Origin of the sequence: Microbacterium sp. UBA3486 (assembly GCF_002377845.1) — a bacterium.
In the GTDB taxonomy this organism is placed as follows: domain Bacteria; phylum Actinomycetota; class Actinomycetes; order Actinomycetales; family Microbacteriaceae; genus Microbacterium; species Microbacterium maritypicum_A.
This window is the reverse complement of sequence record NZ_DFQP01000019.1, coordinates 1-12,372: the sequence shown is the minus strand read 5'-3', so window position 1 is coordinate 12,372 and position 12,372 is coordinate 1. Positions and strand designations below refer to the sequence as shown.

12 protein-coding genes are annotated in these 12,372 nt (G+C 66.8%); 9 read left to right on the top strand and 3 right to left on the bottom strand.

Going from position 1 to position 12,372, the window contains the following annotated elements; all coding sequences use genetic code 11:
- The 8 genes from B2869_RS02650 to B2869_RS02615 all read left to right on the top strand — a co-directional run.
- Positions 1-225: glycine cleavage T C-terminal barrel domain-containing protein (locus tag B2869_RS02650; protein ID WP_292762383.1), on the top strand; the 225-nt coding region annotated here is incomplete at its 5' end.
- Complete coding sequence (gcvH, locus tag B2869_RS02645; protein WP_021199592.1) at positions 222-599, top strand: glycine cleavage system protein GcvH; 378 nt, start codon at positions 222-224, stop codon at positions 597-599. The genes B2869_RS02650 and gcvH, both read left to right, overlap by 4 nt.
- Before the next feature lie 61 nt (positions 600-660).
- Complete coding sequence (gene gcvP, locus B2869_RS02640; RefSeq protein WP_414683266.1) at positions 661-3,441, top strand: aminomethyl-transferring glycine dehydrogenase; 2,781 nt, start codon at positions 661-663, stop codon at positions 3,439-3,441.
- 219 nt (positions 3,442-3,660) lie between these two features.
- Positions 3,661-5,304 carry a peptide ABC transporter substrate-binding protein gene (locus B2869_RS02635; RefSeq protein ID WP_292762375.1) on the top strand — a complete coding sequence of 548 codons (1,644 nt, stop codon included), beginning with the start codon at positions 3,661-3,663 and terminating at the stop codon, positions 5,302-5,304.
- A 94-nt stretch (positions 5,305-5,398) separates the two neighbouring features.
- Positions 5,399-6,328, top strand: coding sequence for an ABC transporter permease (locus tag B2869_RS02630; RefSeq protein ID WP_021199595.1), 930 nt, complete (start codon positions 5,399-5,401; stop codon positions 6,326-6,328).
- A complete protein-coding gene (locus B2869_RS02625) occupies positions 6,318-7,259 on the top strand; it encodes an ABC transporter permease (protein ID WP_292762372.1) in 942 nt (313 codons plus the stop codon). Before B2869_RS02630 ends, B2869_RS02625 begins: the two co-directional genes overlap by 11 nt.
- On the top strand, positions 7,256-8,920 hold the full coding sequence (locus B2869_RS02620; protein ID WP_021199597.1) for a dipeptide ABC transporter ATP-binding protein: 1,665 nt from the start codon (positions 7,256-7,258) through the stop codon (positions 8,918-8,920). The genes B2869_RS02625 and B2869_RS02620 overlap by 4 nt, the downstream gene beginning before the upstream one ends.
- A gap of 2 nt (positions 8,921-8,922) precedes the next feature.
- Positions 8,923-9,489: a PH domain-containing protein gene (locus B2869_RS02615; protein WP_292762367.1), complete on the top strand. Its 567-nt coding sequence runs from the start codon at positions 8,923-8,925 to the stop codon at positions 9,487-9,489.
- A 102-nt stretch (positions 9,490-9,591) separates the two neighbouring features.
- Here B2869_RS02615 and B2869_RS02610 read toward each other — a convergent pair whose 3' ends face one another.
- The 3 genes from B2869_RS02610 to B2869_RS02600 form a co-directional block, all read right to left on the bottom strand.
- Positions 9,592-9,810, bottom strand: a complete 219-nt coding sequence (locus tag B2869_RS02610; protein ID WP_292762364.1) for a hypothetical protein — start codon at positions 9,808-9,810, stop codon at positions 9,592-9,594.
- 118 nt (positions 9,811-9,928) lie between these two features.
- The gene (locus B2869_RS02605) at positions 9,929-10,126 is read right to left on the bottom strand and encodes a hypothetical protein (protein WP_152525878.1); all 198 of its coding nucleotides are present in this window, start codon (positions 10,124-10,126) and stop codon (positions 9,929-9,931) included.
- A 102-nt stretch (positions 10,127-10,228) separates the two neighbouring features.
- Positions 10,229-11,035 carry a CPBP family intramembrane glutamic endopeptidase gene (locus tag B2869_RS02600; protein ID WP_292762360.1) on the bottom strand — a complete coding sequence of 269 codons (807 nt, stop codon included), beginning with the start codon at positions 11,033-11,035 and terminating at the stop codon, positions 10,229-10,231.
- A 102-nt stretch (positions 11,036-11,137) separates the two neighbouring features.
- On the opposite strand from B2869_RS02600, the gene B2869_RS02595 reads away from it, so the two are divergent.
- A partial coding sequence (locus tag B2869_RS02595; RefSeq protein ID WP_292762357.1) for a GTP-binding protein occupies positions 11,138-12,372 on the top strand: 1,235 nt, incomplete at its 3' end.

Sequence of the window (12,372 nt, the reverse complement as noted above, 5' to 3'; positions counted from 1 at the left end):
GGCAAGCGCGCCGGTCGCGCCGGCTACGCCGTGGTCGACGAACACGGGTCGGTGCTCGGTGAGATCACGAGCGGCGCGCTCAGCCCCACGCTCGGTCATCCGATCGCGATGGCCTACGTGACCCCGTCTTCCGCGGAAGAGGGAACCGCAGTATTCCTTGATGTGCGGGGAACCAGAATCCCCGCGACCGTGACCGCCCTGCCTTTCTACCGGAGGACCAAATGACCGATCTCGCCGCACTCCACTACACCGAAGAGCACGAGTGGATCGCCGCTGACGGCGACACCGTGACCATCGGGATCACCGACTACGCCGCCGAGAAGCTGGGCGACGTCGTGTTCGTCGAGCTCCCCGCCGTCGGCACCGAGGTCACCGCAGGAGCGGTCGTCGGCGAGATCGAATCGACGAAGTCGGTCGGCGAGCTCTATGCTCCCGTCTCGGGCACGGTCGTCGAGATCAACGACGCAGCGGTGGATGACCCGTCGCTCGTCAACGCGGCGCCGTTCGAGGGCGGATGGCTGCTCAAGGTCACCGTCGCCGCCGGTGCTCTCGACGGTCTGCTCGACCGCGACGCCTACGTCGCTCTCACGGAGGGCTGATTCTCCAGTGGTCACTTTCGCCGATCGTCACATCGGACCCACGGATGCCGCGCAGCGCACGATGCTCGCCGCCCTCGGTCTCGACACCACCGCAGCCGACTCTGCGCTGAGCCCGGTAGAGGCGCTCATGCGCCAGGCCGTGCCGGCGTCGATCTACACCGGCCCGTCTGCCGAGGCCACGGATGCGCCCTCGCTCATCCCGTCCGCGGCGAGCGAGACCGAGGCTCTCGCCGAGCTCCGGACGCTCGCGTCGCGCAACACCGTGAACCGCCCGATGATCGGCTTGGGATACTACGGCACCATCACGCCGCAGGTGATCCAGCGCAACGTGCTGGAGAACCCCTCCTGGTACACGGCGTACACGCCGTACCAGCCGGAGATCTCCCAGGGGCGTCTGGAGGCGCTCATCAACTTCCAGACGATGGTCGCCGAGCTCACCGGGCTGACCACGGCCAACGCGTCGATGCTCGACGAGTCGACCGCGGTCGTCGAGGCGATGCTGCTCGCCCGTCGTGCCTCGAAGTCGGCGTCGACCGTGTTCGCGGTCGACGCCGATGCCCTCCCGCAGACCAGGGCGATGCTCGACACGCGTGCGGAGGCGCTGGGTATCGAGATCGTCACGGTCGATTTCGCCGCTGGCGAGGAGCTGCCCGCCGACCTGTTCGGCGTGTTCGTCCAGTACCCCGGGGCATCCGGACGGGTCTGGGACCCGTCCGCCGTCTTCGACGCCGCGCACCTCTCCGGTGCTCTCGCCGTCGCGGCGNNGCGCTTCGGCGTGCCGATGGGCTTCGGCGGGCCGCACGCCGGCTACATGGCGGTCCGCTCCGGCCTCGAGCGTCAGCTGCCCGGTCGACTCGTGGGAGTGTCGGTGGATGCCGACGGCAAGCCCGCGTACCGGCTCTCGCTGCAGACGCGCGAGCAGCACATCCGTCGCGAGAAGGCGACGTCGAACATCTGCACCGCCCAGGTGCTGCTGGCCGTCATGGCATCGATGTACGCGGTGTACCACGGCCCCGACGGGTTGCGCGAGATCGCGACCCAGACGACGGCGAAGGCCGCCCTGTTGCGTGACTGGCTGGTCGATTCCGGTGCCGAGGTCGTGCACGCGGAGTTCTTCGACACCGTGCAGGTGCGCGTTCCCGGTCGGGCGGCCGAGTACGCCGCGCAGGCGCACGACGGCTACGGCATCCTGCTGCACGTCGCCGACGCCGACACGGTCGGCATCGCGGTCGACGAGACCACGACTCTCGGCGAGCTGCACCAGGTCGCCATGGTCTTCGGCGGCAAGAACGAGCGGGCGTTCGGTCTCTTCGGCAACGACAAGCTGCGGGCGCTCCCGAACGACTTGCGGCGTCAGGACGAGTACCTCACGCACCCGGTCTTCCACTCGCATCGCTCGGAGACCGCCATGATGCGGTATCTGAAGAGCCTCTCCGACCGCGACTACGCGCTCGATCGCGGCATGATCCCCCTGGGATCGTGCACCATGAAGCTCAACGCCGCGACCGAGATGGCCGCCATCACGTGGCCCGAGTTCGCGGGCATCCACCCGTTCGCTCCGGCCGCCGATGTGCAGGGCTACCTCGAGCTCATCGGTCAGCTCGAGGGCTGGCTCGCCGAGGTCACCGGCTACGACGCGGTCTCGTTGCAGCCGAACGCCGGTTCGCAGGGCGAGCTGGCGGGTCTCCTCGCCATCCGCGGGTACCACCACGCGAACGGCGACACGCATCGCACGGTCTGCCTCATCCCGTCGTCGGCACACGGCACGAACGCGGCTTCGGCCGTGCTCGCCGGCATGAAGGTCGTCGTCGTCGCGACGGACGAACTCGGCAACGTCGATCTCGACGACCTGCGCGCGAAGATCGCCCAGCACGCCGACGAGTTGTCGGCCCTGATGATCACCTACCCCTCCACGCATGGTGTGTACGAGGAGCAGGTCGTGGAGATCACGGCCGCCGTGCATGACGCCGGTGGGCAGGTGTACGTCGACGGCGCCAACCTCAACGCCCTGCTCGGCTATGCGCGCTTCGGTGACCTGGGCGGCGACGTCTCGCATCTCAACTTGCACAAGACGTTCGCGATCCCGCACGGTGGCGGCGGCCCCGGCATCGGTCCGGTCGCGGCGAAGTCGCACCTCGCGCCGTTCCTTCCCTCGCACCCGCTCGCACAGAGCGCCGAGCACTTCGGCGGCTACACGTTCGAGGGCGGGGTGATCTCCGCGGCTCCCTACGGCTCCGCGGGCATCCTGCCGATCTCGTGGGCGTACGTGCGCATGATGGGCGCCGACGGACTGCGTCGCGCCACCGCCGCTGCCGTCCTCTCGGCGAACTACATCGCGGAGCGTCTCGGCAGCCACTTCCCGGTGTTGTACACCGGTGAGAACGGCCGCGTCGCTCATGAGTGCATCCTCGACCTGCGTCCGCTCAAGGAGGCGACCGGCATCACGGTCGACGACGTGGCCAAGCGCCTCATCGATTACGGCTTCCACGCGCCGACCATGTCGTTCCCCGTCGCGGGCACCCTCATGGTCGAGCCGACCGAGTCGGAGGACCTCGACGAGATCGAGCGCTTCATCGAGGCCATGGTCATGATCAAGGCCGAGGCGGAGGCCGTGGCCGCCGGACGCTGGCCTGCGGACGACAATCCCCTGGTGCACGCGCCGCACACCGCGGTGTCGCTCATCGCGGGGGAGTGGAACCACGCTTACTCGCGCGAGGACGCCGCCTATCCCGTTCACGCGCTCGTCGCCGGCAAGTACTGGCCGCCGGTGCGCCGCATCGACCAGGCGTACGGCGACCGCAACCTCGTGTGCGCCTGCCCGCCTGTGGAGGCCTTCGCCTGAGCCTCGTGCTCGTCTGAGCAGACGGTGTCGCGCTTCCGTGCGGAAGCGCGACACCGTCTTGTGTGTCGCGGTGTTTCTCCGGTGTTACAGATGGTCACCACTCAGTAACAGTTCGTTAGCTGAAGGCGGCTGTGAGCGAAGCGGCGGGTTACGCTCAGGTATCCCTGCGTGTTCGATGGTGAGCGCGCAGACTCAGCACTGTCCACAGGAGGACGAAAAGTGAAAAGAAACAGGATTGCCCTCGCGGGCAGCGCTCTGCTCGTGATCGGCGCCTTGGCGCTGGCCGGTTGTGCAGGCGGGAACGACTCGGGCGACGAGGGCTCCAAGGGCTCGACGTCGGCCATCATCTCGGCGAACGGCAATGAGCCGGAGAACCCGCTGATCCCGACCAACACCAACGAGGTCGGTGGTGGCAAGATCCTCGACTCGATCTTCGCCGGCCTCGCCTTCTACGACGGCGACGGCGCCCTCGTCAACGACATGGCCGAGTCGATCACCGTCGACGCCCCGAACAAGGTCACCGTGAAGCTGAAGGAGGGCCACAAGTTCACCAACGGTGAAGACGTCGTCGCTCACAACTTCATCGACGCGTGGAACTACGGCGCACAGCTCTCCAACGCTCAGCTGAACCAGTCCTGGTTCGCCGACATCGTCGGCTTCAACCCCGACGCGGACTCCGAGCTCACCGGCCTCACCGAGGTCGACGACCAGACCTTCACGATCGACCTGAGCAGCGATGTCGCATCCGACTTCGTGACCCGCCTGGGCTACTCGGCGTTCTACCCGCTCCCCGACGCGGCTTTCGAGGACATGGACGCCTTCGGTGAGAACCCGATCGGCAACGGTCCGTACATGCTCGCCAAGGACGGTGCCTGGCAGCACGACGTCCAGATCGACCTGGTCAAGAACGACGACTACAAGGGTGAGCGCGTCGCGCAGAACGGCGGCCTCACGCTGAAGTTCTACACGGCTCCCGAGGGCGCATACGCCGACCTTCTCGGTGGCAACATCGACGTCATCGACCAGATCCCCGAGGCTTCCCTCGCGGTGTTCGAGGACGAGCTCGGCGAGCGGGCGACCAACCAGCCCGCCGCGATCTTCCAGTCGTTCACCATCGGTGGCCAGCTCGCCCACTTCTCGGGCGAAGAGGGCACCCTGCGTCGTCAGGCGATCTCTATGGCGATCAACCGCGACGAGATCACGAGCAAGATCTTCGCCGACACGCGTACCCCGGCGAGCGACTTCACCACTCCCGTCATCGACGGCTGGAGCGACAGCGTTCCCGGCTCCGACGTCCTGAAGTACGACCCCGAGAAGGCCAAGGAACTGTGGGCGAAGGCTGACGCCATCGCACCGTGGTCCGGCACCTTCCAGATCGCGTACAACTCCGATGGTGGACACCAGGTGTGGGTCGACGCGGTTTCGAACTCGCTGAAGAACACGCTCGGTATCGAGGCGTCGGGTGCACCGTACGTCGACCTCGCCACGCTCCGCGCTGCGGTCAACGCTCGTGACGACGCCGGCAAGCGCACGATCCAGACGGCCAACCGTTCCGGATGGCAGGGCGACTACCCCGCCGTCTACAACTTCCTGCAGCCGCTGTACGGCACGGGCGCATCGTCCAACGACGGTGACTACTCGAACCCCGAGGTCGACGCACTGCTCGCAGAGGGTGCAGCGGCGACGAGCGCTGACGATGCCAACGCGGCGTACGAGAAGGTCCAGGAGATCCTGTTCAACGACCTTCCCGTCATCCCGCTCTGGTACCAGAACTCCATCGGCGGTTTCGGCGACAACGTCGACAACGTCACCGTCGGCTGGAACTCTGTTCCGCTCTACTACGAGATCACCAAGGCCGAGTAGGTCCTTGGAGTGAACGGCAGCGAGGCGGTGGCGGCGACGTCACCGCCTCGCGTCGTGCACTCCGGCTGACTCCGACTCCACGAAAGGAGCAAGGATGCTCGCCTATACCCTGCGGCGACTTCTCCAGCTGATCCCGGTCTTCTTCGGTGCGACGCTTCTCATCTACGCGCTCGTCTTCCTGATGCCGGGTGACCCGATCGCGGCGCTCTTCGGTGACAAACCGCCGAGCCCGCAGCTGCTCGCCACGATCCGAGCGCAGTACCACCTGGACGACCCGTTCCTCGTCCAGTACTTCTACTACATCACCGGCGTCTTCAAGGGCGACATGGGAACGACGTTCTCCGGTGAGTCCGTGAGCACCGTCCTCGCGCGCACGCTTCCCATCACCGGACGCCTGGCCATCATGGCGATCGCGATCGAGTTCACGCTCGCGATCATCATCGGGACGCTCTCCGCGCTCCGCAAGGGCAAGTTCTTCGACCACGTGTCGCTGATCATCTCGCTCGTGTTCCTGTCGATGCCGATCTTCGTCGTCGCCTTCCTCGCGCAGTACTTCCTCGCGATCAAGCTGGGCTGGTTCCGTCCGACGGTCGGTGGTCAGAACGACTGGGGCGACCTGTGGCTGCCCGCCATCGTGCTGGGGCTGAGCCTGTATGCGACGAGCATGCGTCTGATGCGCGGCTCGGTTCTCGACACCCTCAACCAGGACTGGGTGCGCACGGCCTACGGCAAGGGGCTGTCACGCAACCGCGTGATCCCCGTGCACGTGCTGCGCAACTCCCTGATCCCGGTGATCACCAACTCGGCGACGAACTTCGGTGTGCTCCTCGTCGGAGCGACCGTGACGGAGTACATCTTCAACATTCCCGGCGTGGGACAGACCCTGTTCCAGGCGACGTTGAGGCACGAAGGACCGACCATCGTGTCGTTCGTGACGGTATTCGTCATCATCTACGTTCTCGTCAACCTGCTCGTGGACCTGCTCTACGGGCTGCTCGACCCGAGGATCCGCTATGTCAAGTGACCGTCCCACCCATTACGTCGCACCGGTGGTGGCCGAACAGCCGCCGACGGATGCCATCAACGTCAAAGGCAAGCCCGCCAGCCTCTGGCGGGACGCGTGGACCGATCTGCGCCGCCGCCCGTCGTTCTGGATCTCCCTCGGAATCGTCGCGCTCATCCTGCTGATGGCCCTGTGGCCGACGCTCTTCACCCAGACGCCTCCGAACAACCAGTGCGAGCTCGCGAACTCCAACGCGGGGCCGGCCGCCGGACACCCGCTCGGGTACACGTTCCAGGGCTGTGACATCTGGTCTCGGATCGTGTGGGGCTCGCGGACATCCATCAGCGTCGGCCTGCTGGCGACGATCATCAGCTCGACCCTCGGACTGATCATGGGTGCCTTCGCCGGCTACTACGGAGGATGGCTCGACGCCGTGCTCTCCCGCATCGGCGACATCTTCTTCTCGATCCCCTACATCCTCGCGGCGGTCGTCGTGATGACGGTGTTCTCGCAGTACCGCAACGTCTTCACCCTCGCTCTCGCGATCGGTGGATTCGCGTGGGCTGCGACCGCGCGAGTCGTCAGAGCGGAAGTGCTCAGAGTGAAACAGGCGGACTTCGTGATGGCATCGGCCGCGCTCGGCAAGGGGCGCTTCGGCACCCTGATGTCGCACGTGATCCCGAACGCCTTCGCACCGCTGCTCGTCCTGGCGACGCTGGCTCTGGCCGGTGGAATCGTCGCCGAAGCGACACTGAGCTTCCTCGGTGTCGGGCTCGGCAGCGACGTCATGTCCTGGGGCAACGACATCAGCCAGGCGCAGCGCTCCCTGCGCGTCGCGCCGATGGCCCTGATCTATCCGTCGATCGCGCTCACCATCACGGTGCTCGCGTTCATCCTCCTGGGCGAGCTCATCCGAGACGCCCTCGACCCGAGGGCGAGGGCACGCCGATGAACGAATCGACAGCTCCGCTGCTGAGCGTTCGCGATCTCACGGTCGCGTTCGACACGCAGAACGGCACACGACAGGTCCTGCACGGCATCAGCTTCGATGTCATGGCAGGAGAGACGGTCGCGATCGTCGGCGAGTCCGGTTCGGGCAAGTCGACGGCCGCGACATCGATCATCAAGCTCCTCGCGGGCACGGGGCGGATCACCTCCGGCAGCATCACGCTGGAGGGGCAGGAGCTCACCACCCTCTCCGAGCGGGAGATGGAGCGGGTTCGCGGCAAGGCGATCGGCTACGTGCCGCAGGACCCGATGTCGAACCTCAACCCCGTCTGGAGCATCGGCTTCCAGGTGGAGGAGGCGGTTCGTGCGAACGGCCTCGCTCAGGGCCGTGCTGCGGTGCGCGCCCGCGCGATCGAGGTGCTCCAGCAGGCGGGGCTCGCCGACGCGGCCAAGCGGCTGCGTCAGTTCCCCCACCAGTTCTCCGGCGGAATGCGCCAGCGTGCGCTCATCGGAATCGGACTGGCTGCGGACCCGCGGCTCCTGATCGCGGACGAGCCCACGTCGGCGCTCGATGTCACCGTCCAGCGCGTGATCCTCGACCACATGGCGAGCCTGACGCGCGACCGCGGCACCTCGATGCTGCTGATCACCCACGACCTCGGTCTCGCAGCCGAGCGCGCGGAGCGGCTGATCGTGATGCAGAACGGCTCGATCGTGGAGTCGGGTCCGAGCAAGGAGATCCTGCAGAACCCGCAGCATCCGTACACGAAGCGCCTGGTCGCCGCAGCGCCGAGCGTGGCATCGCAGCGCATCCAGGCCGTGGTCGAGGACCGCGGCGTGGAAACGCTCGACGACCTCGCCGATATCCCGCCGACCGTTCGCGTCGCTGCTCTCACGAAGGACTACCGCATCCGCCAGGGTGGTTTCCGCAGTGAGATGTTCCGTGCTGTGGACGACGTGTCGTTCGAGATCCCGCGGGGAAAGACGCTGGCGCTGGTCGGCGAGTCGGGCTCGGGCAAGTCGACCGTCGCGAAGATGGTCCTCAAGCTCGAGGAACCCACGTCGGGAACCATCGAGATCGACGGCATGGACGTGTCCGGATTCTCCCGGGCGCAGTCGTTCGGTCTTCGTCGTCGCATGCAGCCGGTGTTCCAGGATCCGTATGGGTCCCTGGATCCGCTGCGCAACCTCGAGAACACGATCGCGGAGCCGCTCGAGATCCACGGTGTCGGCGATCGTGCGTCGAGGCGCGAGCGCGTGCGCGAGCTGCTCGATCAGGTGTCGTTGCCGCAGGATCTGGCGACGCGCTATCCCAGTGAGCTGTCGGGCGGACAGCGTCAGCGCGTCGCGATCGCGCGCGCGCTGGCACTCAAGCCGGACATCGTGGTGCTGGACGAGGCCGTCTCGGCTCTGGACGTGCTCGTCCAGGCCCAGATCCTCAAGCTGCTGGCCGATCTTCAGACCGAGCTCGGGCTCACCTACCTGTTCATCACGCACGACCTCGCGGTGGTGCGTGTCTCGAGCGACCTGGTCTGCGTCATGGAGCGCGGCCGGATCGTCGAGCAGGGCACGGTCGATGAGACCTTCGCGAACCCGAAGCAGGAGTACACGAGCCGCCTGCTCGAGGCCATCCCCGGTGCGTCGATCCCTCTGGGCGGCCTCTGATCGTGGCGAGGCTGAACTCTCCCGAGGATGAGCGGACTTTCCGCTCGTCCTCGGGCACGGTCGTCATGGTCGTGAGCCTCGCGCTGGCGGTCTTCCTCCTCGGGGACGCCGTCGTGCGGGGCGGATGGACGCAGACACTGCTGCTGGCTCCCTGGGTGCTTCTCGGCCTGTGGATCGTCTACGAGATCAGCTACGTGTCGATGGTCCGCATCCGCGATGACGGGGCGCAGGTGCAGAACATGCTGCGACGGACGGATTTCGGCTGGCACCGGGTTCGAGACATCGATCTCGAGTGGCAGTTGAAGTTCTCCTTCGACGACGACACGGAGCTCACCTGCTGGGGCGGACCGGCGCATGCCCGGCCGAGACGCAGCAAGATGCGCGACGAGGAGACCAGCGTCTCGACCTCGCTGCGCAGCTTCACCGACATCCGAGACCGCTGGCAGGCGGCGGCGGGGCATGGTGCGAGCGCGCCGATCCGCCGTTCCTGGGACACCAGCGCGCTGCTCGCGCTCGGCGTGATCGTCGTTTGGGCGGTTGTCGCCGTACTGATCGTCGCCGCGGGCTGAACGAGTTCTGCCCCCTCGACACATGCGCCCCCTGCCCTCTTCGTGAGGGCAGGGGGCGCATCGTCATGTGCGTCGAGCCCCTTTCCAGAGGTCGAGCCCTTTTCAGGAGTAGGAGAACCAGTAGCCCGGCTGACCGGCGCGATGCACGCACGATCCGACGCTGTAGCCCTCTTGCATGAAGACCCGTCGTTCGGCCTGGCAGTAGGACAGGTCCGTGAACGGGCCGAACCACGTGGCGGCCTGCGCGCCGGCGGCCCCACCGAACACCATGCCTGCGACCAGGACGAAACCTGCGGCTGTTGCGGACAATTTCTTCTTCATCGAATCCCCCCGGATTGTCGTGCCCACGTCGTCGTGGGTACCCGAGCCTAGGGTGGGCGTCACAGCCTGTCAACGCACGGAGGACGGGCTGTGCGCCCGCCCTCCCATGCGATGGCGCTCAGTAGGACTGGAAATACCAGCCGCCGGTTCCCGGGATGCAGGGCGCTGCCTTCCCGCCACCTCGGACGTAGTCGGTGCGATCGGCGTTGCACTGCGCTGCCGACGAGTACGGCCCGAAAACGCTGGCCGACGCGGGCGCCACGCTCAGCAACGTGAGCCCTGCCGCTATCGCGATCGCGGCCCCCGCCTTGGTCATCCGATTCATCTTCATAGGACATCCCTCCGTGTTCCGTCATTGGAAGCACCCAGGCTAGGACATACCCGGCGAGGGGAGGAGAACGTGCCCGGGGTCCAACACTCAGCCGGGCAACCCGAACAGCTCGGGCCAGGTGGCCGCCGCCCACGGATACCCGACGAATGCGGCGGCGTCGATCACGAAGTGCGCCACGAGGAACGGCATCAGTCGGCCCGTGCGCTGGTACAGCCAGCCGAAGAGCAGCCCCATCGCCAGATTCCCGATGAAGGCGGGGTATCCCTGGTAGAGGTGATAGCTCGCGCGGAGGATCGACGTGGAGATGATGATCGCCCACGGACTCCACCCGAGCTGCCGGAGCCGGGTGAAGAGATAGCCGAGCACGACGAACTCCTCCTGCAGGGAGGCTCGGGCGGCGGCCAGCAGCAAGACGGGAACGGTCCACCAGAAAGCGCCCACCCCTGCGGGGTCGATCGCGACCGTGAGCCCGAGGGCGCGGCCGGTGAGGTAGAGGGCGAGTCCAGGGATTCCGATGGCCAGGACGAGGAGCACCCCACGTCCGACATCCTTCGCGATCCCCGTGCCGTCCAGCCCCAGCCGCGCCAGGTGCGGGCGACGCGACTGCCACAGCAGGAAGCACACCAGCAGGACGGGGACGAGGGAGAAGCCGATGGCGAGCACCTGGTAGATGAGGTCGAAGATCTCCCGGTCGCTTCGCGAGGGGTTGAGCGCGGCCACCTGGTCGGCGATGGGGGTCTCGTCGGTGAGCCGGTAGGCGAGCTGCACGATCGCATATACCGCCGACTGGCCGAGGCCCAGCGCGAGGACGATGGCGATCTCCCACCACAGGCGCGCGCGGGAGGGAGCGGGGGAGAGGTCGGGGAGGTCCCACGGAGCCTGCGGTCGGGTCACGATCTCGATGCTACGACCTGCTTTTCAGGAACAAGCCCTGAGCTTGCGTTATCCTGGAACGTCGGCTTCCCGGCGAAACCCCACATCTTTTAGGACACCTGCATGGCGCACGCCCTCCGTTCTGACCTCCGCAACGTCGCGATCGTCGCGCACGTCGACCACGGCAAGACCACTCTCGTCGACGCCATGCTGCGTCAGACGGGCTCCTTCGGCGAACACGCCCACGTCGATGAGCGCGCCATGGATTCGAACGACCTGGAACGTGAGAAGGGCATCACGATCCTCGCCAAGAACACGGCGATCACATACAAGGGCAAGCACGCCCAGGGCAAGGAGATCACGATCAACGTGATCGACACCCCCGGTCACGCCGACTTCGGTGGCGAGGTCGAGCGCGGCCTGTCCATGGTCGACGGTGTCGTGCTGCTGGTCGACGCGAGCGAGGGTCCGCTGCCGCAGACCCGCTTCGTGCTGCGCAAGGCGCTCGAGGCGAAGCTCCCCGTCATCCTCCTGGTCAACAAGACCGACCGTCCTGACGCCCGCATCGCGGAGGTAGAGGAAGAGGCGCACGACCTGCTGCTGGGTCTCGCCTCCGACCTGGTCGACGATGTGCCCGACCTCGATGTCGACGCGCTCCTCGACGTTCCGGTGGTCTACGCCTCCGGTCGTGCCGGTGCGGCATCGCAGAACCGTCCCGCCGACGGCGCGCTGCCGGACAACGACGACCTCGAGCCGCTGTTCGAGGCGATCCTCGAGCACGTTCCCGCTCCGGAGTACGACGACGAGCACCCGCTGCAGGCCTGGGTCACGAACCTCGACTCCAGCCCCTTCCTCGGCCGTCTGGCGCTGCTGCGCGTCTTCAACGGCACGCTGAAGAAGGGCCAGACCGTGGCCTGGGTCCGTTCCGACGGCACGCACCAGAACGCGCGTATCACCGAGCTCCTGAAGACCCGCGCGCTCGAGCGCTACCCCGCCGAGTCCGCCGGTCCCGGCGACATCGTCGCCATCGCCGGCTTCGAGAACATCACGATCGGCGAGACCATCGCCGACCCCGAGGACGTGCGCCCGCTGCCGGCCATCACGGTCGACGACCCCGCCATCTCGATGACGATCGGCACCAACACCTCGCCCCTCATGGGCAAGGTCAAGGGGCACAAGCTCACTGCTCGCATGGTCAAGGACCGTCTCGACAAGGAGCTCATCGGAAACGTCTCGCTCAAGGTCGTCGACATCGGGCGTCCGGATGCGTGGGAGGTGCAGGGCCGTGGAGAGCTGGCCCTCGCCATCCTCGTCGAGAACATGCGTCGCGAAGGTTTCGAGCTCACCGTCGGCAAGCC

Excerpts from the sequence above, each read along its gene's own strand:
- gcvH (WP_021199592.1), top strand. The coding sequence starts at position 222 with ATGACCGATCTCGCCGCACTCCACTACACCGAAGAGCACGAGTGGATC.
- B2869_RS02630 (WP_021199595.1), top strand. The coding sequence starts at position 5,399 with ATGCTCGCCTATACCCTGCGGCGACTTCTCCAGCTGATCCCGGTCTTC.
- B2869_RS02625 (WP_292762372.1), top strand. The coding sequence starts at position 6,318 with ATGTCAAGTGACCGTCCCACCCATTACGTCGCACCGGTGGTGGCCGAA.
- B2869_RS02620 (WP_021199597.1), top strand. The coding sequence starts at position 7,256 with ATGAACGAATCGACAGCTCCGCTGCTGAGCGTTCGCGATCTCACGGTC.
- B2869_RS02610 (WP_292762364.1), bottom strand. The coding sequence starts at position 9,810 with ATGAAGAAGAAATTGTCCGCAACAGCCGCAGGTTTCGTCCTGGTCGCA.
- B2869_RS02605 (WP_152525878.1), bottom strand. The coding sequence starts at position 10,126 with ATGACCAAGGCGGGGGCCGCGATCGCGATAGCGGCAGGGCTCACGTTG.